The organism is Agromyces sp. Y782, assembly GCF_059445405.1.
In genome coordinates, this window is the sequence record NZ_JCAIUG010000001.1 from 1,968,274 (window position 1) to 1,991,049 (window position 22,776).

General features: G+C 69.1%; 23 protein-coding genes. 14 read left to right on the plus strand and 9 right to left on the minus strand.

Going from position 1 to position 22,776, the window contains the following annotated elements:
• Window positions 1-84: 84 nt before the first annotated feature.
• The 10 genes from AC1C2S_RS08995 to AC1C2S_RS09040 all read left to right on the plus strand — a co-directional run bounded on the left by AC1C2S_RS08995 (window position 85) and on the right by AC1C2S_RS09040 (window position 9,186).
• The gene (locus AC1C2S_RS08995) at window positions 85-966 is read left to right on the plus strand and encodes a ketopantoate reductase family protein (protein ID WP_495352176.1); all 882 of its coding nucleotides are present in this window, start codon (window positions 85-87) and stop codon (window positions 964-966) included.
• A gap of 51 nt (window positions 967-1,017) precedes the next feature.
• Window positions 1,018-1,659 carry a TetR/AcrR family transcriptional regulator gene (locus tag AC1C2S_RS09000; protein WP_495352177.1) on the plus strand — a complete coding sequence of 214 codons (642 nt, stop codon included), beginning with the start codon at window positions 1,018-1,020 and terminating at the stop codon, window positions 1,657-1,659.
• A gap of 136 nt (window positions 1,660-1,795) precedes the next feature.
• Window positions 1,796-3,418 (plus strand): SulP family inorganic anion transporter, encoded by a 1,623-nt coding sequence (locus tag AC1C2S_RS09005; protein ID WP_495352178.1) that lies wholly within the window; start codon window positions 1,796-1,798, stop codon window positions 3,416-3,418.
• A 38-nt stretch (window positions 3,419-3,456) separates the two neighbouring features.
• Window positions 3,457-4,128 carry a GAP family protein gene (locus tag AC1C2S_RS09010; RefSeq protein ID WP_495352179.1) on the plus strand — a complete coding sequence of 224 codons (672 nt, stop codon included), beginning with the start codon at window positions 3,457-3,459 and terminating at the stop codon, window positions 4,126-4,128.
• On the plus strand, window positions 4,128-5,210 hold the full coding sequence (locus tag AC1C2S_RS09015; protein ID WP_495352180.1) for an AI-2E family transporter: 1,083 nt from the start codon (window positions 4,128-4,130) through the stop codon (window positions 5,208-5,210). The genes AC1C2S_RS09010 and AC1C2S_RS09015 overlap by 1 nt, the downstream gene beginning before the upstream one ends.
• Before the next feature lie 92 nt (window positions 5,211-5,302).
• A complete protein-coding gene (locus AC1C2S_RS09020; RefSeq protein WP_495352181.1) occupies window positions 5,303-5,731 on the plus strand; it encodes a DUF6325 family protein in 429 nt (142 codons plus the stop codon).
• Between the two features lie 4 nt (window positions 5,732-5,735).
• The gene (locus AC1C2S_RS09025) at window positions 5,736-6,107 is read left to right on the plus strand and encodes an SHOCT domain-containing protein (RefSeq protein WP_495352182.1); all 372 of its coding nucleotides are present in this window, start codon (window positions 5,736-5,738) and stop codon (window positions 6,105-6,107) included.
• 58 nt (window positions 6,108-6,165) lie between these two features.
• The gene (locus tag AC1C2S_RS09030) at window positions 6,166-7,308 is read left to right on the plus strand and encodes a type III polyketide synthase (RefSeq protein WP_495352183.1); all 1,143 of its coding nucleotides are present in this window, start codon (window positions 6,166-6,168) and stop codon (window positions 7,306-7,308) included.
• Window positions 7,305-8,039, plus strand: a complete 735-nt coding sequence (locus tag AC1C2S_RS09035; RefSeq protein ID WP_495352184.1) for a methyltransferase domain-containing protein — start codon at window positions 7,305-7,307, stop codon at window positions 8,037-8,039. The genes AC1C2S_RS09030 and AC1C2S_RS09035 overlap by 4 nt, the downstream gene beginning before the upstream one ends.
• Window positions 8,032-9,186 (plus strand): FAD-dependent oxidoreductase, encoded by a 1,155-nt coding sequence (locus AC1C2S_RS09040; protein ID WP_495352185.1) that lies wholly within the window; start codon window positions 8,032-8,034, stop codon window positions 9,184-9,186. Before AC1C2S_RS09035 ends, AC1C2S_RS09040 begins: the two co-directional genes overlap by 8 nt.
• Window positions 9,187-9,270: 84 nt before the next feature.
• Here AC1C2S_RS09040 and AC1C2S_RS09045 read toward each other — a convergent pair whose 3' ends face one another.
• The 6 genes from AC1C2S_RS09045 to AC1C2S_RS09070 all read right to left on the minus strand — a co-directional run bounded on the left by AC1C2S_RS09045 (window position 9,271) and on the right by AC1C2S_RS09070 (window position 12,715).
• Complete coding sequence (locus AC1C2S_RS09045) at window positions 9,271-9,705, minus strand: nitroreductase family deazaflavin-dependent oxidoreductase (protein WP_495352186.1); 435 nt, start codon at window positions 9,703-9,705, stop codon at window positions 9,271-9,273.
• A 208-nt stretch (window positions 9,706-9,913) separates the two neighbouring features.
• A complete protein-coding gene (locus AC1C2S_RS09050) occupies window positions 9,914-10,240 on the minus strand; it encodes a DUF1048 domain-containing protein (RefSeq protein WP_495352187.1) in 327 nt (108 codons plus the stop codon).
• Window position 10,241: 1 nt separating this feature from the next.
• Window positions 10,242-10,598: a DUF1048 domain-containing protein gene (locus AC1C2S_RS09055; protein WP_495352188.1), complete on the minus strand. Its 357-nt coding sequence runs from the start codon at window positions 10,596-10,598 to the stop codon at window positions 10,242-10,244.
• The gene (locus AC1C2S_RS09060; RefSeq protein ID WP_495352189.1) at window positions 10,595-10,921 is read right to left on the minus strand and encodes a PadR family transcriptional regulator; all 327 of its coding nucleotides are present in this window, start codon (window positions 10,919-10,921) and stop codon (window positions 10,595-10,597) included. The genes AC1C2S_RS09055 and AC1C2S_RS09060 overlap by 4 nt, the downstream gene beginning before the upstream one ends.
• 66 nt (window positions 10,922-10,987) lie before the next feature.
• The gene (locus tag AC1C2S_RS09065) at window positions 10,988-11,902 is read right to left on the minus strand and encodes an alpha/beta fold hydrolase (RefSeq protein WP_495352190.1); all 915 of its coding nucleotides are present in this window, start codon (window positions 11,900-11,902) and stop codon (window positions 10,988-10,990) included.
• A 111-nt stretch (window positions 11,903-12,013) separates the two neighbouring features.
• On the minus strand, window positions 12,014-12,715 hold the full coding sequence (locus AC1C2S_RS09070) for a YceI family protein (RefSeq protein ID WP_495352191.1): 702 nt from the start codon (window positions 12,713-12,715) through the stop codon (window positions 12,014-12,016).
• A 361-nt stretch (window positions 12,716-13,076) separates the two neighbouring features.
• On the opposite strand from AC1C2S_RS09070, the gene AC1C2S_RS09075 reads away from it, so the two are divergent.
• Window positions 13,077-15,314, plus strand: coding sequence for an ATP-dependent Clp protease ATP-binding subunit (locus AC1C2S_RS09075; RefSeq protein ID WP_495352192.1), 2,238 nt, complete (start codon window positions 13,077-13,079; stop codon window positions 15,312-15,314).
• A gap of 35 nt (window positions 15,315-15,349) precedes the next feature.
• Here the strand turns inward: AC1C2S_RS09075 and AC1C2S_RS09080 are convergent, their stop codons facing one another.
• Window positions 15,350-16,636 (minus strand): MFS transporter, encoded by a 1,287-nt coding sequence (locus AC1C2S_RS09080; protein ID WP_495352193.1) that lies wholly within the window; start codon window positions 16,634-16,636, stop codon window positions 15,350-15,352.
• A gap of 154 nt (window positions 16,637-16,790) precedes the next feature.
• Between AC1C2S_RS09080 and AC1C2S_RS09085 the strand changes: the two genes are divergently transcribed.
• The 3 genes from AC1C2S_RS09085 (at window position 16,791) to AC1C2S_RS09095 (ending at window position 19,457) form a co-directional block, all read left to right on the plus strand.
• Window positions 16,791-17,123 carry a hypothetical protein gene (locus AC1C2S_RS09085; protein WP_495352194.1) on the plus strand — a complete coding sequence of 111 codons (333 nt, stop codon included), beginning with the start codon at window positions 16,791-16,793 and terminating at the stop codon, window positions 17,121-17,123.
• A gap of 80 nt (window positions 17,124-17,203) precedes the next feature.
• Entirely contained in the window at window positions 17,204-18,808 is a 1,605-nt protein-coding gene (locus tag AC1C2S_RS09090) for a carboxylesterase/lipase family protein (protein WP_495352195.1), read from the plus strand.
• 208 nt (window positions 18,809-19,016) lie between these two features.
• The gene (locus AC1C2S_RS09095; RefSeq protein WP_495352196.1) at window positions 19,017-19,457 is read left to right on the plus strand and encodes a hypothetical protein; all 441 of its coding nucleotides are present in this window, start codon (window positions 19,017-19,019) and stop codon (window positions 19,455-19,457) included.
• A 12-nt stretch (window positions 19,458-19,469) separates the two neighbouring features.
• Here the strand turns inward: AC1C2S_RS09095 and AC1C2S_RS09100 are convergent, their stop codons facing one another.
• Both AC1C2S_RS09100 and AC1C2S_RS09105 read right to left on the minus strand, forming a co-directional pair.
• Entirely contained in the window at window positions 19,470-21,536 is a 2,067-nt protein-coding gene (locus tag AC1C2S_RS09100) for a Helicase associated domain protein (RefSeq protein ID WP_495352197.1), read from the minus strand.
• 387 nt (window positions 21,537-21,923) lie between these two features.
• Window positions 21,924-22,646 (minus strand): hypothetical protein, encoded by a 723-nt coding sequence (locus AC1C2S_RS09105; RefSeq protein WP_495352198.1) that lies wholly within the window; start codon window positions 22,644-22,646, stop codon window positions 21,924-21,926.
• Between the last annotated feature and the right edge of the window lie 130 nt (window positions 22,647-22,776).

The window sequence follows — 22,776 nt, forward strand, 5'->3', positions numbered from 1 at the left end:
TCTGACGTGAACACGCACCCGGCTTCGGCGTCCGAAGATGCGGTCAACGGCCACGCCGCGCCTTCGCGGCACATGAGAGTCCTCGTGTACGGTGCCGGCGTGCTCGGGAGCTTGTACTCCGCCCGCCTGCATGAAGCCGGGCACGACGTCTCGCTCCTCGCCCGAGGGGAGCGCCTGACCGCCTTGCGTGAGCATGGCGTCCTGCTCGCAGAGGGCGACAGCCCGGCCGTCAGGCAGGTCCCCGTCCCCGTGGTCGACCGGCCGGCCGGTCGGTACGACCTGACCATCGTCTTGGTTCGCTCGCATCAGGTGGACGCTGTGCTCGAGTCGCTCGCCAGGCTCGACGGTGACGTGCTGTTCATGGTGAACTGGGCGGCCGGCCCGGACTCGTGGGCCGCGGCGATCGGCCGGGAGCGGGTGCTTCTCGGTTTCGCCAATCAGGGCGGCACCATGGATGCGGAGGTAGTCCGTTACCGGAGGACCACGCCGCTGACCCGTTTGGTCTCGATGCCGATCGGCGAACTCGACGGCCGGACCACTCCGCGATTGGAACGGATTGTGCAGACATTTCGCTCCGCGGGGTTCACCGCGAAGGCCGCGCCTCGGATGGATGCCTGGCTCAAGACGCACGCAGCGTTCGAAGTGCCGCTCGGGCAGGCGGTGCACACTGCGGGCGGCCTCGAGGCTCTGGCCGGCGACCCGAGCGCGATCCGCGACATGATCCGGCTCATGAGGCAGAACCTGAAGGCCCTGCCGACGCGGCCGGTCCCGTTCGGCTTCAGCGCGTTGCACACGGCGCCCGAGCGCGTGCTCGTGGCCATGTTCGGCCGGTTTCTGCGCAGCACGGCGGCCGCACCCCTCGGTACCGCCTCGCCCGCGGTGTCCGCCGAACTCGACCTGCTGGCCGAGCAGGTGCGCGCCTTTGCAAGAGCCGATGAGGCGGCAGTCGTGGTGGCCGATCGGTGACGATACTGAGCCGATCGGTGACGATGACGACAATGAGACGATAATGAATTGATGCCCTCCGACGAACCCCGTGAGCGCGTCAGGCGCAGAGACGCGACCCTGAATAACGACCGCCTTGTGCAGGCGGCGCGTGAAGTGTTCGCTCGACGAGGTCTCTCTGCAACGCTGGAGGACATCGCCAAGCATGCGGGGGTCGGGGTCGGCACGATCTACCGGAATTTCGCCAGCAAGCGAGACATCATCGAGACCTTGTACGTCGCGGCAATCGATTCTGCATTGGCTGACGTGCAAACGGCGCTGGAGATCGACGACCCGTGGCTTGCGATCGTGACCTTCTTCGAGATCACTGCGGCGAATCAGGCGCAGGATCGGGGCTTGTGCGAGACATTCCTCGGACATGACGGCTTCGGCCCCAACGAGCAGACCGGTGAGAAACTCATCGCCGCACTGAGTCCTCTGTTCGAGCGGGCCAGTGGGGCAGGAGTCCTCCGCGAAGGAGTCACCGTCATGGACATCGTCCCGATCTTCGCGATGCTCAACAGCGTGTACCAAATGAGCGATGCACGTCCCGAGCTGTGGCGACGGTATCTGGCTCTCATGCTCGACGGCCTCCGTGCCACAGACCGGCCGGCTCTTCCTGTTGCTGCGTTGGATGTCGCCTTGTTCACGACTGCTCTCACGTCTGCTGACTGACCGCGTTCCTTCAGACGGCCCGATGAAACGCGGGAGGACCCGGTGATGCGCCGCGGGACATCCGCTCGCTAGGGTCGGGGCAGACGGAATGGGGGATCCGGTGCAGAAACCGTTGGTTGGGCTCCGCGGTAGGAACGTGTTCCGCGAGCTCACCGCGGGCGTCACACTTCTCGCCATCGCGATACCGCTCAACATCGGCTACGCCCAGATCGCGGGGTTGCCCGCGACAGCGGGTCTCTATGCGCTGATCGTGCCGACGATCGTCTACGCACTGGTCGTCTCGTCGCGACAGCTCATCGCTTCGCCCGATGCCGCTGCGGCCGCGCTCGTCGCCTCGTCGCTCGGCGGTCTCGCCGTCGCGGGCAGCGCCGACTACGCGACGCTCGCACTCGCGCAGGCGATCCTCTGCGGCATCATGTTCCTGCTGCTGGCGGTGTTCAAGCTCGGGTTCCTCGCGAACTTCCTCTCGAAGCCGATCCTCGTGGGATTCGTCGGCGGGCTCGCCCTCGACATCCTGGTCAGCCAGATCGCGAAGATGCTCGGCGTGCAGATCGACTCGGGCGGCGAGTTCATCGACAAGCTCGTCGGCCTCGTGACGGGACTCGGCAGCATCAACGGGTGGTCGGTGCTCATCGCGACGGTATCCGTCGCGGTGCTGCTCATCGGCAAGCGCTACGCGCGAATGGTGCCGTGGGCGCTCGTCGTCTTGGTGCTGGCCACCGTGGTGGTGGTCGCGGCGAATCTCGACGAGGCCGGCGTCGCCGTGCTCGGCGAAGTGCCCGCCGGACCGCCGGCCCTGACCTGGCCCGTCATCGATTGGTCGATGTGGCTCGTGCTCATCCCGTCGGCAATGGCGCTCACGCTCGTCTCGACCGCCGAGGGCCTGCTCGTCTCCCGTTCCTACGGCGAGAAGCACGGCTACCCGACGAATCCGAACCGCGATCTCTTCGCCTTCGGCCTCGGCAACATCGCGGCGGGCGCGAGCGGCGGCTTCGCCGTCGGATCCTCGACCTCCCGAACCGCGGCCATGGACCAGGCTGGTTCGCGCACACAGCTGCCTTCCCTCGTGCTCGCCGTCGGCACCCTGCTCCTGCTGCTCTTCGGCACGGCGCTGCTCGCCGACATCCCGTCGCCCGCGATCGGAGCCATCGTCGGGGTTGCGATCCTCCCGCTGCTCGGCATCAGGGAGTTCATCGCTCTCTGGAAGGCCGACCGTTTCGAGTTCGGCATCGGCGCGGTGTGCTTCCTCGTCACCCTCTTCGTCGGTTCGATCCCCGGCATCCTGGTGGCGTTCGTCCTGGCGCTCGTCAACCTCGCCAAGCGAGCCGCGAACCCCGCGATCGACGTACTCGCCGGCAGCGGCGAGCCGAGCGATTCGCTGCTCGTCGGTGCACCGAAGGGTGAGGTCACGGCACCCGGCGTCATGGTCGTGCGCCTCGCCGCACCGCTCTTCTTCGCCAACGGATCGGTGTTCGCCGATGCGGTCAAGCGAGCGATCACGGCCGCGCCCGAAGCATCCGTGCACCACCTCGTCGTCGACATGGAGGCGGTGACCGACGTCGACGTCACGGGCGCAGATGCCTTCACGACGCTCGAGGCATGGTTGACCGCGCGCGACATCGAGCTCGCATTCAGCCGGGTGCGGCCGGATGCACGCGCCCGGTTGATGCACCTCGGCCTGCTCGGAGATCACCGCACCTTCGACACGAACCGTGCCGCCATCGCGGCGCTCGCGGGAGCATCGCAACAGCAGCAGTAACCGACGGTGGCTGTGGCCGCCAGACAGGGAGTACACACATGGGCGAGGTCATCGGAAGCATCCTGCCGCTCGCGCTCGGCATCGCGATCAGCCCGATCCCGATCATCGCGGCGATCCTCATGCTGCTCTCACCGAAGGCGAAGGGAACGAGCGTCGGCTTCCTGATCGGCTGGGTGCTCGGCATCGTCGTCGCGGTCGTCGTGTTCACGCTGCTCGCCTCGATCATCCCCGAGCAGGACGCCGACGCCTCGAAGCCGATCTCCGGTGTCATCAAACTGCTGCTCGGCGCCGGCCTGCTCTTGCTCGCCCTGCGGCAGTGGCGCGGGCGGCCGAAGCTGGGAGAGGAGGCGGCGCTGCCGAAGTGGATGTCGGCGATCGACTCGATGACGACGGTGCGCGGGGGTGTGCTCGGCTTCCTGCTCGCAGCCGTCAACCCGAAGAACCTGCTGATGGCTGCAGGTGCGGGCGTGATCATCGGCACGGGCGGCCTGAGCGGCGGTGAGATCACGATCTCGGTCGTGATCTTCACGATCATCGCCGCGTGCACCGTCGCCGTGCCCGTGATCGCGTACCTCATCGCCGCCGAGAAGATGGGCGGCCCGCTCGAATCGCTCCGCGCGTGGCTCGTGCACAACAACGCGACGGTCATGGCGGTGCTGCTCCTCGTCATCGGCGTCGTCGTGATCGGCAAGGGAATCGGGAGTTTCTGATGACGGATGCCACTGAGCCCGAGTCGCCGGCTGAGCCCGAGTCGCTCGCTCAGGGAGCGGGGCTCGCGCACGGGACGCGGATGCTGCTCACGATCGCCGCCGCGGCGATCGTCTTCGCCGGCATCTGGTTCGCCCGCGACATCCTGGCCCCCGCCGCGGTCGCCGCGGTCGTGGTGATCATCGCCCACCCGGTGCGCCGCCCGCTCGAGCGACGCGGCTGGCCGCGCTGGCTCGCGACAACCGCCGTGATCGTCGTCGCCTACCTGATCCTCGCCGTGCTCGGCGTACTGCTCGTCGTGGCATCCGTGCAGTTCATCGAGATGCTGCCCGACTACGCCGACGAGCTGACCGCGACCGTTCAGGCGATCTACGACTGGCTCACCTCGCTCGGAATCACGAGCGTGTCGGCCGCTTCGACGGCCGCCGCCGTCGACCCCGAGGTGCTGCTCACGTTCGCAGCGGGAGTCGCCGATGCCGTGTTCGGCGCCGCGACGGCCTTCTTCTTCGTGCTCGCCTACGTCATCTTCATGGCAGCGGATGCCTCGCGCTTCAGCCGCGGCGGCGGCCGCGTGTTCGGCACGGCGGCGGGCGACGTGATCGGCGCCCACTACTTCACGAGCGTGCGGCGGTACTACGTGGTCAACGCGACGTTCGGACTCATCGTCGCCGTGCTCGACGGCCTGCTGCTCTGGGCGCTCGGCGTGCCGATCCCGATCGTGTGGGCGATCCTCGCGTTCGTCACGAACTTCATCCCGAACATCGGCTTCGTGATCGGCGTCATCCCGCCCGCGGTGCTCGCGCTCGTCATCGGCGGCTGGCCGCTGGCGCTCGTCGTGGTCCTCGCGTACAGCCTGATCAACGTCGTGCTGCAAGTGCTCGTGCAGCCGAAGTTCGTGAGCGACGCCGTGGGCCTCACCCTCACGTTGACCTTCTTCTCGGTCGTGTTCTGGACTCTCGTGATCGGGCCGATCGGTGCGATCCTCTGCATCCCGCTCACGCTGCTCGTGCGGGCCCTGCTCCTGGAGCCCGACGAGAACACGCGTGCGCTCCGCCGGCTGTCGGGCGACCCGAACGTGTCGTGACCCGATGTTCGTCGTCCGCCGAGGATTCCGCTGGACTCTGGCGTCCCGGGGTGCTGCGCGCGTAGTCTGCAACCACGTGGATTGGGGAGATCATGGCGGATTTCGAATACGGTCCGGTGGACCTGTACCTCGTGGGGTTCGAGGGCGATCGCCCCGATGCAGGCAGCCTCGAGGCGATTCGTGAGCTCATCGAGGGCGGCGAGATCAGGTTGCTCGACTTCCTCGTGATCTCGCGGGCCGAAGACGGCACGGTGAAGATCACCGAGTTCGCAGACGTGAGCGACGAGTACGGCTTCGGCACGGTCGAGCTCGAGGCGATCGGCCTCGTCGCCGATGAAGATGCCGCCGAGCTCGCCGAGGGTATTCCGCCTGGCACCTCGGGTGCGCTGCTCGCGATCGAGCTCGTCTGGGCGAAGCGTCTCGCCTCGAAATTCGCCGCCGCGGGCGGCATCGTGCTGCAGACCGAACGCATTCCCGCGCCCGTCGTGAACGCCGCGCTCGCCGAAGCCGAAGAGGAGTAGGAAGATGCCGTTCAGAAGAATGGGACGCCCGGGGCTGATCGGCATGGCCGCTCGCACGGCAGTCGTCGCCGGAACCGCCACCGCGGTCAGCGGCGGCATGCAGCGTCGCCAACAGCAGAAGTCCCAAGACCAGTACGAGCAGCAGCAGTACGAGGCCCAGCAACAGCAGGCGCAGGTCGACGCAGCGGCCCAGGCCGCGGCGGCGCAGCAGCAGGCGGCGATGGGCGTCGGGGCGCAACAGGCCGCCGCTGCACCGGCCGCTTCGGCCGGCGGCACCGACATCGTCGGCGAGCTGTCGAAACTCGGCGCGCTGAAAGAGCAGGGCATCCTCACCGACGACGAGTTCGCCGCGGCCAAGGCGAAGCTGCTGGGGTGACCGTGCGAGCCTCGTCCGAGTCCTGTCGCGGCATCCGCTCGGCTGCATGCACAGCGGCATGACCGTCACCCTGAGGGGCGTCTCGACCGTCGTTCCACCGACTGTTCTCGTGCAAGCAGAGGTGCGCGATGTGTTCGCGGCCCAGCCTGGGCTGAACCGTCTCGGTCAGCGCATCGTCGCCACCTCGTTCAACGTGTCGGGCATCGAGACCCGCCACACGGTGCTCGACGAGCTCAGCTTCAACGCGCATCCCGAAGAGCCCGTCTTCTTCGACGTCGAATCGGGCGAGCTCCTCTTCCCGGGCACCAAGGTGCGCAACGAGATCTATGCCGAGCAGGCCACGCCGCTCTACGTCGAAGCGGGCCGCAGGGCCATCGAGGCGGTGCCGGGCATCGAGGCATCCGATATCACGCATGTCATCACCGTCTCGTGCACGGGCTTCTACGCCCCCGGACCCGACTTCATGATCGCCCGCGAGCTGGGGCTCGATCCCGGCGTCGAGCGTTATCACCTCGGCTTCATGGGGTGTTACGCGTCGATTCCGGCACTGCGCATCGCGTCGCAATTGGCGAAAGCGGATGCCTCGGCGGTCGTGCTCGTCGTCTCCGTCGAGCTCTGCACGCTGCATCTGCGCACCTCGAACGACCCCGACACGATCGTCGCGTCGTCGCTCTTCGCCGACGGGGCCGGCTCGGGAATCGTCACCGCGCGCCCGCTCGCGCCCGGCGAGCGGGCGTTCGACCTCGACCGCTTCGCCACACGCATCACGCCCGTCGGCGAAGGCGACATGGCGTGGAAGATCGGCGACCACGGCTTCGAGATGGTGCTCTCCAACGCGATCCCGGCGATCATCGACGACCACATCACGGGCGCTCTCGAGCCGCTCTTCGCGCACGACGAGGCGCTCACGTCGGCGCTCGCGACCGACGGGTCTTCGGAAGCCGTCGAACACTGGGCGATCCACCCGGGCGGGCGGTCGATCCTCGACAAGGTCGAGTCGCGGCTCGTGCTCACCGAGGCGCAACTCGTGCCGGCGCGCGCGACGCTGCGCGACTACGGCAACATGTCGAGCGCGACCGTGCTCTTCGTGCTGCGGAACATCCTCGACTCCGAGGCGGCCGCCGACGGCGATCGGGTGGCGGCGATGGCGTTCGGCCCGGGGATCACCGTCGAGTCGGCGCTCATGACCATTCGGGTGTGACCGTCGTGTTCCCAGGGTCGGCCGGCCTCGATGCGCGCGATGCCGAGGCGCGGGAGCTCATGGACGACCCCGCCGCCGACCCGGCGATGCTCACGAAGACCTACGAGCGGTTCCGTCTCGTCAACGCGGTGGTGTCGGGGGAGCGCGCGGTGTACCGGCGGTGGGTGCGGCCGCGGCTCTCGCCCGTCTGGGGCACGCGTCTCGTCGATATCGGCTCGGGCAGCGCCGACCTGCCGCGCCGCCTGCTGCGCTGGGCTGACGAAGACGGACTGCAGCTCGAGATCACGGCGATCGACCCCGACGCACGGGCGATGGAGTGGGCTTCGGCCCAACCGCCGACACCGGGGCTGACGCTCAGCCGTGCCGCGAGCGGTGAGCTCGTCGAGGCGGGCGAGCACTTCGATCTCGTGCTGTCGAACCACGTGCTGCATCACCTCGACGGCCGCGAGTTCGGAGCGCTGCTGCGCGACAGCGAGTTGCTGCTCGGCGCGGGCGGCATCGCCGTCCACGGTGACATCGAGCGCACGCGGCTCGGCTACGCGAGCTTCTGGCTCGGCACGCTGCCGTTCGCCGGCAACCTGCTCGCCGGCTCGTACATTCGCCCCGACGGGCTGACGTCGATCCGGCGCAGCCATACCGCTGCCGAGCTCGCGGCCGTGCTGCCCGAAGGGTGGGCCGTGCGGCGGGCGTTCCCATCGCGGCTCGAGGTCGTCTGGGGTACGGATGTCTGAGGCATCCGTCGACCAGATGCACGACGTGGTCATCGTGGGCGGCGGGCCCGTCGGGCTCCTCCTCGCGTGCCTGCTCGCGCAGCGCCGCCGCGACGTGATCGTGCTCGAACGTCGTGCCCCGCGCGCGCACGCGAGGTCGTCGCGGGCGATCGGCATCCACCCGCCCGGGTTGCACGCCCTCGACGCGGTGGGCATCGGGGGTGCGGTGCGGGCCGCCGCCGTCGAGATCCGGGATGGCAGGGTGACGTGCGAGGGACGCACGCTCGGCGTGATGTCGTTCAGCCGCGCCGGCACGGTCTGGTCGCTGCCGCAGCTGGAGACCGAGGCGCTGCTCGAACGGCGGCTCGACGAGCTCGCCCCGAGCGCACTCGAACAGGCGACGGAGGTGCGCGGCATCCGCGACCGGGGCACCCACGTCGAAGTCACGGCCGATCGCGGCGGCGAGGAGGTCACGGTGCGGGCGCGCTACGCGGTCGGAGCAGACGGGGTGCGCAGCGGCATTCGGAGCCTCGTCGACATCGGCTGGAACGCGTGGCCGGGCCGGGCGCACTACGTGATGGGCGACGCCCACGACGACACCGACGAGCCGGCGACAGCCCTGCTGCACTTCGAGCCCGCCGGAGTGGTCGAGTCCTTTCCGATGCCCGGGCGGCAGCGCCGCTGGGTCGCGTGGGTACGGCGGCCGCCGGCGCGGCTCGACGCCGGTGTGCTCGCGACGATCGTCGCCGGCCGCACGGGCGAGGCGCTCGATCAGGCGTCGGTCTCGCCACCGACCGCGTTCGAGGCGAGACAGCACCTGGCCGAGCGGATGTCGCATGGCCGTGTCGCCCTCGTCGGCGACGCGGCGCACGAGGTCAGCCCCATCGGCGGTCAGGGCATGAACCTCGGATGGCTCGACGCCCTCGCCCTCCAGCACGACCTGACCGCCGCGCTCGACGCGGGGGCGCCGTTCGAGGCCTTCACCCGTTATGCGCGCGTGCGGCGTTCGGCGGCGGCGCGCGCCATGCGCCAGGCCGCGTTCAATATGGCGATGGGTGCGCCCGCGGCGGGTGCGCGGCTCCGGCTGCGCAATGCGGCTGTGCGGGCGCTCGCCGTGCCGCCGCTGCGGGCGGTGCTTGCGCGGGCGTTCACGATGCGCTGGCTCTGACGCAGGCGGGCGCGGCCGCGCCCGCCTGAGCGCGTGTCGGCTGGCTCCGACGCGCCCGCCCGCTGCCGCGCCGCCCGCTGCCGATCAGATGCGCGTGAGCAGGAAGACGGGGATCTGGCGATCGGTCTTCGTCTGGTAGTCGGCATACGGGGGATACGCCTCGACGGCGCGCGCCCACCAGGTCTCGCGCTCGTCGCCCTCGAGCTCGCGCGCGACGTAGTCGTGCTTCTCGGAGCCGTCTTGCAGCTCGACGTGCGGGTGCTTCTTCACGTTCCAATACCAGACCGGATGCTTCGGCGCACCGCCGAGCGAAGCGACTACTGCGTATTCGCCGTCGTGCTCGACGCGCATGAGGGCGGTCTTGCGGAGCTTGCCGGACTTCGCCCCGACCGTGGTGAGCAGGATGATCGGCATCCCCTTCAAGGTGTTCGACTTCTCGCCGTTCGACGCCTCGAACGCTTCAGCCTGCTTGCGCGCCCAACTCGACGTGCTCGGTTCGTACTCGCCTTCCAGCGGCATGGATCCTCCTCGATGGTTCCTCGACGATACCCGGTCTCGGGGCGAAGCGTTCCGTTCAGGGATATCCGTGTCGTTCCGCAGCAGGGTGATGTCGAGCCAGCCCTCATCGCCTGACGCTCAGGCGTCGGGCGCCTCCTGCAGGGCGCGCACCTCGATGCGGAACGCCCTGGAACCGCAGCACGAACCCGCAGCACGCACGCGGGTGTTGTTACTTCTCGGCCGTGCCGGGATTCGCGTTGATGGACTCCTGGTAGAGGTCCGCGTAGGTGCGCGAGTCCTTGACCAGGTCGTCGCAGAAGGCCGCGACGTCGGTGCCGATGAGTTCCAGGACTCCCTTCTCGGCCGCGACGCCCTCCTCGAAGAAGTCCAGGATTCCTGAGAGTAGGTTGCCGTCCGCCAGGTCGATCGGTCCGACCTTGAAGAAGTACTTCTGCATCTCTTTGTAGACGATCTGGTAGTCCGGCGGGAGCGCCTTGACCCGCGCCATGTGTGCACGCCACTGCTTCTTGCCCTCGATGATGTCGTGAATGCCCATGTCAGCCTCCTAGCCGGCCCAATTTCCGCGCGACGTCTCTGTTCAACTGTTCGCGCCACCGATCGCGGTAGCTCCGGGCTCCTTCTCCGCCGGCCAGCGCCACGCAGAAGCCCTCGACGTCGTCCCCCAGCACTTCGTGAATGCTCTGCCCATCGGCCGCTGTTTCTTCGAGCAGCCCCAGCGCGCCGTCGAGAATCGGCATCAGGTTCCGACCGGTGAGGCCTCCGTAGGGAAAAAGATGAACGATGATCTGTGCCCACGCAGCGCGGTAGTCGGCCGGCAGTGCCTCGGCCCGGACTTCGAACGCCTTCCATTCCCTGGTGAGGTCGCTGCCTGTGATGGTCTCCCAGAAGTTCATCCCTCGCCCTCCTTGAGCTTGTCGATCCGTGATGTGATGTACGCCCATTTCGCCCAGAACGTCGCGAGTTCTTCCCGCCCCGCCTCATTGAGTGCGTAGAACTTGCGCGGCGGGCCCAGCCCCGACGGCCGTTTCGCCACCTGGACGAGCCCGTTCTTCTCCAGTCGCAGGAGGATGGTGTACACCGTCCCCTCGATGACGTCGGCGAATCCGAGTTCGTTCAGCCGCCGAGTGATGGCGTACCCGTAAGTCTCTTCGCTGCCGATGATTTCAAGGACGCAACCTTCGAGCGTGCCCTTCAGCATCTCCGTCAGATCGTCCACGTGTCCTCTTCAGCGCTCCTGGTACTCGGTGCCACCGAGTACCACTACAACGTACCACAGAGTAGCTCACGATGACGAGCGCAGTACCTCTTCGATCTCGGTCGCGATGACCTCGGGTTCACTGAGCATGACAACGTGGCCGGAACGCTCGGCGATCACATGCCGCCCGTGTTCGGCGCGTTCCGCACGAGCACGATGCGCAGTGATGAGTTGGCGCCGCCCTTCCGCTCCCACACCGGCACTCTTCCCTCCCGAGATGATGGTCAGCGGTATCGCCGGAAGATCGATGGGCGTCGACTGCAGTTCCCGAAGGTCATCCGACATCGATGTCGATTCGGCGATCTGGGTTGCGACCGCCCCTGGCGTGTACATCTCCCGCCGCACATCCGCCCGGATCTGCGGCGGGAGGGAGCCGGCCGTGAGCCCGTACGCCCATCTCAGGAGACCGATGCGGGCGAGCCCGGGAAACAGGGAGTTCTGAATCCGAGTGGCTCGTTCGGTGGCCGGCGAGTAGTAGAGCTCGCAGTCCTCATCTGCCGGATCGACCAGCACGAGAGCGCGGACCCGCTCGGGTCGAGCGGATGCGGCGAGGCGCACGATCGGGCCGCCCCAACTGTGCCCGACGAGCACGAAGCCTGCATCGTTCTCGCCTTCTCCGTTCAGGTGATCGAGCAGGTCGTTGAGGTCGTCCGCGAGTACGGGAAGCCGGCGCGATCCCGCGGCCTGCGCGCTCAGGCCCAGTCCTGCGCGGTCGTAGACGACCGACCGCGCCGCGCCTCCGATGGCCGGCTGAACCAGTCCCCAGATCGAACGAGTCGACGCGATGCCGGCCTCGAAGACGACGGTCGGCCCCGGGCCGTCGACAGCCTGGTGGAAGAGGCGTCTGCCATCCCTCGTCGGGGCCCAGCCGGGACCCCCCTGAGGATGCCCCGACCAAGTGCTGGTCTCTGCCTCGGTCGCAGCATCCCGGGGGAATTCCATGGAGTCGAGCGTAGCGTCAGCTGAATTTCGTGCTCCGCAAGCGGAATGCACGATTCCGGGGAGCGATGCGGATCCGGTCTCCCCGCCATGGGTGCGATGAATCCCTGAGCCTCAGCCCCGCGCGAGCGCGAGCGAGAACTCGATGAAGCCGTCGGGCTCGACCGAGACGAAGCCGAGGTTCGGTGCCTCGACGCCGAAGTCGCCGAAGGTGATGGGGATGCTGCCCGCGACCTGACCATCGGCGCCGTTCAGCACGGCCTCGAGGTCGACGGTGACCGAGCGGGTGACTCCGGCGATCGTGAGGTCGCCCGTGGCGCTCAGGGTCTGCACTTCACCCGCGACCGGCGGTGCGGTCGCGGTGACCGGGCCGGTCAGGGTGAAGGTGGCCGTCGGGAATTCAGAGGTGCGCAGTGCGGTGTCGCGGAAGTACGCGTCACGGTTGCCCGAGTCGGTCGCGATGGAGTCGACGTCGACCGTGATCGCGCCGGCGGTGAGCGTGTCGCCCTCGACGGCGAGCGAACCGGTGACGTTCTCAGTGCGCCCGGTGACCGTGACATCCGTGCCGTTCAGCACCTCGTCGAGCCGGTAGCCGGCGAACGAGCCGTCGGTCACGGCCCAGGCTCCGCTGAGATCGGCCGCCTCCGCGCCCGTGTCGCTCGTCGCCGTCGGGGCCGCCGTGACCGACGGTGCGGCGTCGGCCTCGCCGACGATGAGGTCGCGGTAGACGATCGGGCCGGCGATGGCGGCGGTGGCGCCGAGCACGAGCACCCCCGCGACAATCGAGGCGGTGATGATCTTCGTGCGCTTCTGCATATTGCTCCCCAGGGTCGGACTTCGAGCATTGCCGATTACGTCTGAGAACGCATCGAACTCGCTGGGATCACTTCGAGATGACGTCGGATGACGCAGAATGGCGTGCATGAGCGACCCTCGCCCGTTCGTACCCGGGCATGCCGGTGCGCTGCGAGGTGCCGACACCCGGTGAGGTGCAGCGCACGACGGTGAACGCCGTCGAGATGGTGGGCTGAAGAGCACGCGCTCCAGTTTCGCGGTGGCGGCTGCCGCGGCATCCGTCTACCGTGGCAAGCGGGGGAGATTCGGCGCAGATGCCGGAATACCAACCCTCTCGCCAAAGCTGAGTCTATTAGGCTCAACTTTGAAGAAGGGAGTGGCTGTGGCCAACATGCAAGGCGCGCCGAGCACGGAAGAAGAGCAGAAGTCGGCGCTCGAACAGTACGGTGTCAACCTCACCGAGATCGCGGAGGCGGGCAAGCTCGACCCGGTCATCGGCCGTGACGCCGAGATCCGCCGTGTCAGCCAGGTGCTCACCCGTCGCACGAAGAACAACCCCGTGCTCATCGGTGAACCGGGCGTCGGCAAGACCGCCGTCGTCGAAGGACTCGCCCAGCGCATCGTCGCGGGCGACGTCGCCGAGTCGCTGAAGGGCAAGCAACTCATCTCGCTCGACATCTCGGCGCTCGTCGCGGGTGCGATGTACCGAGGCCAGTTCGAGGAACGGCTGAAGTCCGTGCTGAAGGAGATCAACGACGCCGAGGGCGAGATCATCACTTTCGTCGATGAATTGCACCTGCTCATGGGTGCGGGCGGCGGTGAGGGATCCGTCGCGGCCTCGAACATGCTGAAGCCCATGCTCGCGCGCGGCGAGCTGCGCCTCATCGGTGCGACCACCCTCAACGAGTACCGCGAATACATCGAGAAGGATGCCGCGCTCGAACGCCGCTTCCAGCAGGTGTACGTCGGCGAACCGAGCGTCGAAGACACGGTTGCGATCCTTCGCGGGCTCAAGGGGCGCTACGAAGCGCACCACGGGGTCACGATCTCCGACGCAGCACTCGTCGCCGCGGCATCCCTGTCGAATCGCTACATCTCTGCCCGGCAGCTGCCCGACAAGGCGATCGACCTCGTCGACGAGGCCATGTCCCGCCTCAAGATGGAGATCGACTCGAGCCCCGTCGAGATCGACCAGCTGAAGCGCCAGGTCGACCGCTTGAGGCTCGAAGAGCTCGCTCTCAAGAAGGAGAAGGACGACGCCTCGAAGGAGCGGCTCGCGAAACTCCGCGAGACGCTCGTCGAACAGGAGCGCGAGCTCGCCGGGCTCGAAGCACGCTGGGCACGCGAACGGATGTCGCTCAATCGCGTCGGCGAGCTGAAGAAGCAGCTCGACGACGCCGTCACACAGCGCGATCGCGCCATGCGCGAAGCCGACTACGCGAAGGCCTCCAAGCTCGAGTACGAGACGATCGCCCGACTGCAACGCGACCTCGCTGAGGCGGAACAGGCCGAAGAGGCACCCGACGAGCCGCGCATGGTCAACGAGCAGGTCACGGAAGAAGACATCGCGCAGGTCATCGCGGCGTGGACCGGTATCCCCGTCGGCCGTCTGCTGCAGGGCGAGACCGAGAAGCTGCTGCACCTGGAGCAGGAGCTCGGGAAACGCCTCATCGGCCAGAGGCGCGCGGTCGCGGCGGTCGCCGACTCGGTGCGGCGTTCGCGCGCCGGCATCAGCGACCCCAACCGGCCGACGGGCTCGTTCCTCTTTCTCGGCCCGACCGGCGTCGGCAAGACCGAGCTCGCGAAGTCGCTCGCCGACTTCCTCTTCGACGACGAGCACGCCATGGTGCGCATCGACATGTCGGAGTACGGCGAGAAGTTCTCGGTCTCGCGGCTCGTCGGCGCCCCTCCGGGCTACGTCGGCTACGACCAGGGCGGCCAGCTCACCGAGGCGGTGCGCCGGCGCCCGTACTCGGTGATCCTCTTCGACGAGGTCGAGAAGGCGCACCCCGAGATCTTCGACGTGCTGCTGCAGGTGCTCGACGACGGGCGCCTCACCGACGGTCAAGGTCGCACGGTCGACTTCCGCAACACCATCCTGATTCTCACGTCGAACCTCGGCTCGCAGTACCTGATCGACCCAGGTCTCAGTTGGGACGAGAAGGAGCAGGCCGTGCTGCAGACCGTGCGGCAGGCGTTCAAGCCCGAGTTCGTCAACCGGCTCGACGACATCGTCGTGTTCTCGGCCCTCAGCGAGCAGGAGCTCGCCGAGATCGTGAATCTCTACATCGACCGGCTTTCGGGTCGGCTGCACGAGCGGCGGCTCGAGCTCGGCGTCACCCCCGACGCTCGCGCCTGGCTCGCGGAGCGCGGCTACGACCCGCTGTACGGTGCCCGACCGCTGCGCAGGCTGATGCAGCACGAGATCGACGACCGGCTCGCGCGAGCCCTGCTCGCCGGCGAGTTGCGTGACGGCGACGCCGTCGTGGTCGCGCTCGCCGACGACGGCGACTCGCTCACGGTGACCCGTGCGGATGCGGCTGCACCGCACGACCGCGGCGACGCAGCCGGCTTCGGCGACGACGTGGTCGACGCCGAGATCGTCGACGACGGGCGGTAGCGGGCAGGTAGTTCGGGTCCGCCTCGTACCGCGGGTCAGTCCGTGACGGGTGCGGGCTCGGTCGCTGTCGCTGTCGCGGTCGCGGGCACGCCGTTCGCGTTCGCCGGGATGCGCCGCTCGAGGGCGATGGCCAGTGCGCCGATGCCGAGGCAGCCGACGACCATGACACCGATGTACCACGCGTCGAGGTCGTGATCGAGCAGCAGGCCGGCGGCGATCGGCCCGGCGATCGCGCCGCCCTGGAACGCCGCCGAGTTGATGGCGTTGTACCGGCCCCGATTGTGATCGGAGGCGAGGTCGTTGTAGATCGCGGGCACGGTCGGTTGCAGCAACGTCTCGCCGAAGGCGAAGACGCCCATGAAGGCGAGCACTCCGATCGCCGCCGTCACGGAGTCGGGCAGGAGGCCGGCGGCGCCGAGGATCAGCCACGAGAGCGCCCACACCCCGGCCATCACCCACATCACGCGGGTGCGCCGCTTGCCGGTGATCTTCGCCAGCACGGTGAACTGCAGCAGCACGATGACCGCGGTGTTCACCGCGAACGAGAGGCCGATCACGCGCGTGGAGACCTCGGCCACCTGTCGTGCGTACGCCGGGAACCCCGCCTCCATCTGGCCGTAGCCGATGAACATGGCGATGAAGGTGAGCAGTGTCAGCCACAGCACCGCCGGCTTGCGCAGGATCTCGCGATAGCCGCCGGCCGCCGCCGACTCCTCGCTCGGCTCGACCTGGGTGCGCAGACGGCGCAGCGGCCCGAGCAGGAGCGCCATCGGGATCAGCGCGCTGGCCGCGTCGACGAGGAAGATCACGGTGAAGGTCTCTGGCGAGTGGACGTCGATGTAGAACCCGCCGACGATGCCGCCGACGCCGATGCCGAGGTTCACGAGCGCGAAGTTGACGCCGAAGTACTGCTGCCGGAGCTCGCCGGAGACCACTGCGGCGATGAGCGCGTTGAACCCCGGCCACGAGACGCCGAAGTTCACACCGATCAGCACGAGGGCGACGGCCGCGACCGCCGGGTGGGTCGCGAACGCGAGCAGGGTGCAGCCGGCGATCATCGAGACGAGCCCGGCGAGCAGCACGGTCTTGGCGCCGAAGCGGTCGATGAGGGTGCCGCCGGGGCCGGTCACGATGAGCCCGACCACCGCGATGAGGCTCATCAGCGCACCCGACAAGCCGAGGTCGAAGCCACGCACCTCGTGCAGGTAGATGATCGTGAACGGCAGGGTCAGCCCTCGGCCGAGCGTCTGGATCGCGACCGTCGACAGCAGCCACCTGCCCTCGGTGGGGAGTGCACTCCAGAACGACCGCGCGCTGATCACTTGAGCATTCTGGTCGACACGACCGACATTGCACCACTCGGCGGTCGCGCCCGCGCGTCGGTAGCGGTCCGGCCCGCCCCGGGGCCTTCCGTCGGTCCGGCCCGCCTGGGCCTTCCGTCGGTCCGGCCCGCCCCGCTAGGGTGGCCGCAGCAGTGTGAACCTGGGGATCTCGGACGATGCGCCGTTCTTCGCCGGCAATGTCGTCGACGGTCCGATCGACGCCTTCATCCAGGCCGGCGCCATCAACATGCACGCGCTCGATGCGAGCGGCGGCAAGACGTACGCCGAGCTCTCCTCGGACGATCCCGTGCGCGAGACCATGATGACGGCGTCGTTCCTTCGCGCGTCACTCTTCACCTCGGTCGTGTCGTTCGGCGTCGCCCTCTTCGCCGCCGGCGTCGGGGTCGTGTTCATCCTCTTCGGGTGGGCGCTCCGGATCCTCGTGCCATCGCCGTCGCGGACCTCCGGGCGAGCATCGGCAGGCTGAGCGGCGACGAGCGGGACGACGCCGCCGAGCGACGCGGCGGCGGAGGCATCCGTTCACTCGACCGGCGTAGGCTCCCGCCCATGCTGCTGGGGGGTGGAGTGCGCGCCGACGGAACGTTCGCCGAGACGGAGACCGGCACCGTGCGCGGCGAGCGTCGTGCTGGAGTACTGAGTTGGCGGGGCATCCCGTACGCCGCGACGACGGCCGGTGAGTTCCGCTTCCGTGCGCCGAGGCGAGCCACCGGCTGGGACGGCGTGCGCGACGCGCGGGAGTTCGGACCGGTCGCACCCCAGAAACGGCGGGGGCAGTTCGTCGGCGCCGCCCCGCACCTCGTGCGCAGCGAGGACTGCTTGAGTCTCAACGTGATCGCGCCCGACGAGCCCGAGGCATCCGAGGCATCCGTGACGCCCGGCACGGCGGCAGGGGCGGCGGCGGGCAGCGGCCGCCCGGTCATGGTCTTCATCCACGGCGGCGCCTACAGCGTCGGCTCGTCGGGGGAGTACCCGCACCAGGGGGAGCGCCTCGTGCGGCGGCACGGCATCGTCTACGTGAGCCTGAACTACCGGCTCGGGGCGCTCGGATGGCTCGACTTCCGTGCCTACTCCCGGCCCGATCGACCGATCGAGGCGAACCTCGGGCTCCGCGACCAGGTCGCAGCGCTCGAATGGGTGCGCCGCAACATCCGTGCCTTCGGCGGCGACCCCGACCGGGTCACCCTCTTCGGCGAGTCCGCCGGCGCCAATTCGGTGACCACCCTGCTCACCGTGCCCGCCGCCGAGGGACTCTTCGCGCGAGCGATCGCGCAGAGTTCGCCGGCGAACGCCGTCTACCTGCCCGAGACCGCCGGTCGGTGGGCCGCCGAGTACGTGCAGTTGCTCAGCCGGGTGGTCGACGACGACGACCTCGAGAGCGAGTCGGTCGAGGATGCCGCGGTGATGCTCACGACCGCCGACCCCATGCTGCTCGCCGAAGCGACGACGGCGCTCACGATCCGCACCCCCGACGAGAACCCCGGCACGATCAGCCTCGCCCCCGTCATCGACGGCGAGTTCCTGCCGCACCGGCCGCTCGATGCGTTCCGCGACGGGCTCGCGCATCGGGTGCCGCTCATCATCGGTACGAACGACCGCGAGGGCTCGCTCTTCGAAGGTCGCATCGACATCCTGCCCACGACGAAACCCCGCATCCGCGCGATCTTCGCGAACACGAAGAAGAAGGCGCGCAAGGCCATCAAGCGGCAGTACCCAGGGCTGCCGGAGCGACGCCCCGCTGCAGACTTCGCCGGCGACTTCACCTTCTGGTTCCCGAGCGTGAAGGTCGCCGAACGCCACTCCCGGTACACCCCGGTGTACGCCTACCGCTTCGATGCGGCACCTCGGATGCCTCGACTACTCGGTCTCGACGCGACGCACGGTCTCGAACTCTTCGCGCTCTTCGAGAAGTTCGACACCCCGGTCGGCATCGGACTCACGCTGCTCGGCGGGCGGCGGATGTTCCGGGCCGTCGGGCGACGGATGCAAGCGCACTGGGTGTCGTTCGCGGCATCCGGTGCGCCAGGCGCTGAGTGGCCGCCCTACGTGGAGCCGGCCCGTCGCACGCTCATCTTCGACCGGCGCGACCGGGTGGAGCTCGACCCTCGGCGCGAGAAGCGGCTCGCCTGGCAGGAGTTCGTGCCGCACGTGTGAATCGCGGCGCCGAGCATCTGCCGTGCGGCTGCCCGCCGACGATCGATGGCCCCCGCATTGGGGAGTTCTGCCCCTGCCGTCGGCGGTGCGGACTGGTCTACGATCCTCACAGACCCGAAGAACTCCACGATCGGCGCTCTCGACCCGAACCGAGACGATGCCCGTTCCGGAGCACCGCCCTGACGTCCCGAACGAGGGAGATGAGCCTGTGCACGACGACTCCGCAGCATTCACGAGCCCGCAACAGGAGCTCGCACGTCGCCTCAACCTCGTGCTCGATCTCGTGGTCGCGGAGGGCGACAAGCCGATCACCTTCCGCACGATCGCCGATGCCCTGCAGCACGAGGGCATCTCGCTCTCGCGCGCGCGGTGGGCGTACATGGTGAGCGGCAACGGTCCCCTCGTGACCGATGGGCACCTGCTGTCGGCGATCGCCGGCGTGCTCGACGTCGACCCGGCGTACCTGCTGGGCGACGCCGAAGTGCCTCACCGCGTCGGAGCGCGCCTCGATCACCTGCGCGCGTTGCGCACTCGCCGCGTGCGGGAGTTCGCGACCCGGAGCCTCATCGACGTGGCCCCCGACACGCTCCGTTCGATCACCCGACTGCTCGACGACGACCTCCGGCGTCAGGCTGCCGACGCCCACTGAACCGCCGGCCGGTCAGGCGCTGCGCTGGTCCCAGCCCGGAAGGTTCGCGTCGAGCCAGCGGAGCTGATCGTCGTGAAGACGCTCGCGTCCGCGCGACGCGAGCCGGCCGAGCCACTCGTCGAGTGTCGCCTCGGCGGACGTGACGCCTCGTCGCTCGAGCGGGCGCGGCCCATCGGCGAGCACGCCCGCGGTTCGTTCGGCCGGCCGTTCACCGACCGTCTCGGCCGAGACCCACCCAGGCAGGTGACGGTCGAGCCATTCGACCCGGCGGGCGTCGAGGCCGCCCGTTCGCCGGGCCGAGCGCTGCGTCTCGAGCCAGGATCCGAGTCGACGTGCGAGCGCATCGCTCGCGCGACCGTGCGGGAGGTACTCCGTCGCCCGGTGGTACTCGACGACGGCGAAGGCCCGTACGGCCCATGCCGCGAAGCGGGGGTCGTCCCATCCCGCGAGCTGCTCGTCGAGCCACCGCGCGCGTTCGGGAGCGAGCCGCTCGGACCGTGCGGCCGTGCGCTGATTGTTCAGCCAGACGCCGAGCTCGCGCTCGAGTGGCCGGGCCGAGTTGCGGCGTGTCGGCAAGCGCCCGTGCTCGCCGCGGAATCGCGCAACGCGCTCGGCCGTCATGAGCCACGAGCTGAAGTGATGAGTGCGCCATCCCGGCACATGCAGGCGAAGCCATCGCTCACGATCGGCAGGCAGGGCGCCCGTGCTCGCCGCGGTGCGCTGCCGGCCCAACCAGACGGCCAGGCGGCGCGCCTCGGCTTCGGGCTCGGCGAGGCCGGGCAGTCGCCCATGCGTCGCCTGGAATCGTGCGAGGGCCTCGGCGCCGGCGCTCCAGCCGTTGCCTCGAACACTCGTCCATCCCGGCAGCACGGCATCGAGCTGCCGCCGGCGGTCGGCCGAGAGGCGATCGCGACGGCTCGTCGCGCGTTGATTGCCGAGCCAGATCGCCAGAGCGCGCTCATGCGCCGCGGCCGTCGCCGAGCGCGCCGGCAGCCGGCCGTTGGCGGCGGCGAACGCGACGGTTGCCTCGAGGTGGCTCGACCACTGGTCCGACACGCGCTCCCGCCAGCCCGGCAGATGCTCATCGAGCCATCGGGCGCACTGCTCGGGAAGCCGTCCGGCAGCGTGCTGCGATCGCTGACGGGCGAGCCAGCCGCCGAGTCGGCGTTCCGCCGGGTCGGTCGTCGCTCGTGCTCGCGGCAGCCGTCGTTCCGACTCTCCGAATGCGAGCAGTTCCCGGGCGGTGGTGAACCAGGCCGCCTCGTTCGGCCGGTCCCAGCCCGGGATCGCCTCGTCGAGCCAACGGCGGCGTTCGTCGGAAAGGCGGTCGATCCGTGCCGCGGCGCGCTGGCTCCGCAGCCAGGGCGCGAGCCGCCGCTCCTCGGCGACGTCGGCGTTGCCTGACGGGAATCGGCCCTCGTCGGCGACGAGCAGGGCGCAGGTCTCGGCGTTCGCGTACCAGGCCTCGGTCGTCGGGTCGTCCCAGCCGGGCAGGTTGAGGTCGAGCCACACGCCTCGCAGCGACTCCAGCCCTCCCGCCCGGCGCAAGCGGCGCTGCGCATGCAGCCAGTTGCCGAGGCGCCGGGCGTCGCCGTCGGACGCGTTCATCGACGGGAGTCGCCCGTGCTCGACGCGATAGCTCGCGACGCCGACCGCTCGCGCTCGCCAGCGACCGTCCAGCGGTCGCTGCCATCCGGGCAGGTGCAGGTCGAGCCACTCGGCGCGCCACCGCCGAAGCATGCTCGCACGCGCGAGCTCCCGTTGGTGCCGCAGCCACCGGGCGTGACGTCGCTCCTCAGCGCCGGCTCCGGCGTGCGAAGAGGGAAGGCGCCCCGCGCTCGCCGAAGAATCGGCGACGACGATCGCCGTCTGCTCCCAGTCCAGGTCGTCGGCGTATGCCGACGGTGCAGGCGGAGCGAACGTCTCGCGCAAGCCCGGTGCTTGCGGCGCGGCTCGAACCTGCGAGTCGGCGACGGTCGCTCCTGGCTGGCGCGTGAGCGTCAGTCGGCGATTCCTCGGCGCGTCGAGCGGCCGGTGGGCGCGGACGGAGTCCCGCCGCTGCTGCCAGCCCTCCGCCATCGTGTTCCCCGTCTGCTTGCACGCCCGTCGTCGAACGTGACTGAGTTGCGCGGCGCGTTGAAGCGCACCGCGTGTCGCGTGTTCTTGCGGAGATCCGCCCCCCGACGGATCTCCGCTCCACCGCGCTCTCCCCCCGGAGAGTGGCCGTTCCCCATATCGCTCGGTGGTACGTCGTGATTCTCACACGCAGGAGTTGGACATGTACAACGCTGGTTTCGAGCGGGAAACCGATTTCGCCATGGTGTTCTGTTGCCTTGCAGGCCTGCATCCCGCATCAAACGGGCGCAGCGTTCATGCAACGAGCTCATTGAAACGATCGAATTTCCCCCCGAAAGGGGGGTCAGGGTTTCGGGGGGTACGACCGGAGGAGCGGGGTCGACGCGGAACTCAGCGGTCGAGTCCGTGCGGCGCGAGCATCCCCGTCGCCCACGCGAGCGGGAAGGCGATCGACAGCTCCCAGCTGCACTCCTCGTCTGGAGCGCTCGCGACGAATGCCGCGATCCGAGCGAACTGCGCGGCATCGAGCGGATGCGGCAGCGGGTCGGCGCCGGCGTCGAACCGGGCGATCGCGAGCGCCTTCGCATCGTTCAGGAGCACGGCCGGCGATTCGACGGGCGCGCCGTGCTCGAACCAGCCGGAGCGGTGCGCGCTCCCGGCGTCCTCGACGGCAGGGCCGCCGACGCGGTGCAGGCGCCAGCCCTCGCCGTCGCGCTCGTAGTGGCGCCGCTCGCCCGTGCAGAGCTCTCTCGTCAGGTGTTGACCGTGCCGCCAGTGCCGCTCGGGCTCACCGTGCCGGTCGAGGAACCGCGTCTCCTCGACGCCGGCGGCGGTGCGGCAGGAGACGACGCGCACGGTGCCGTCTTCGGCGACCCACCGGAGCTGGCCCGAGCGCGACTGTCCCGCGAACGACAGCGGGCTCGCCGGTGCATGGTCGGGCGTCTCGAGCCGGTGACCGAACAGCCAGGCCTGTTTGGCGTCGTGCCGGTCGACGGCCCAGCCGACGGCCCGGTGACGTTCGCCGCGGCGCCAGTAGGAGAGGCCGTCGGCATGGTCGCGACGTTCGTCCCATCCCTCGGTCGGATGCGGACGGACTCGTGAGGTGATGGTCATGTCGGGTTCCAAATCGGGTGGGTCCAAAACGACCGATGCGCCGCCCCGAAGGGCGGTCTGGGCGGGCACCTGCAGCGGCGTCACGATGCGCGAGCGGGTGCCCGCCCGGTATCGGGCGATGTGGCGGGGG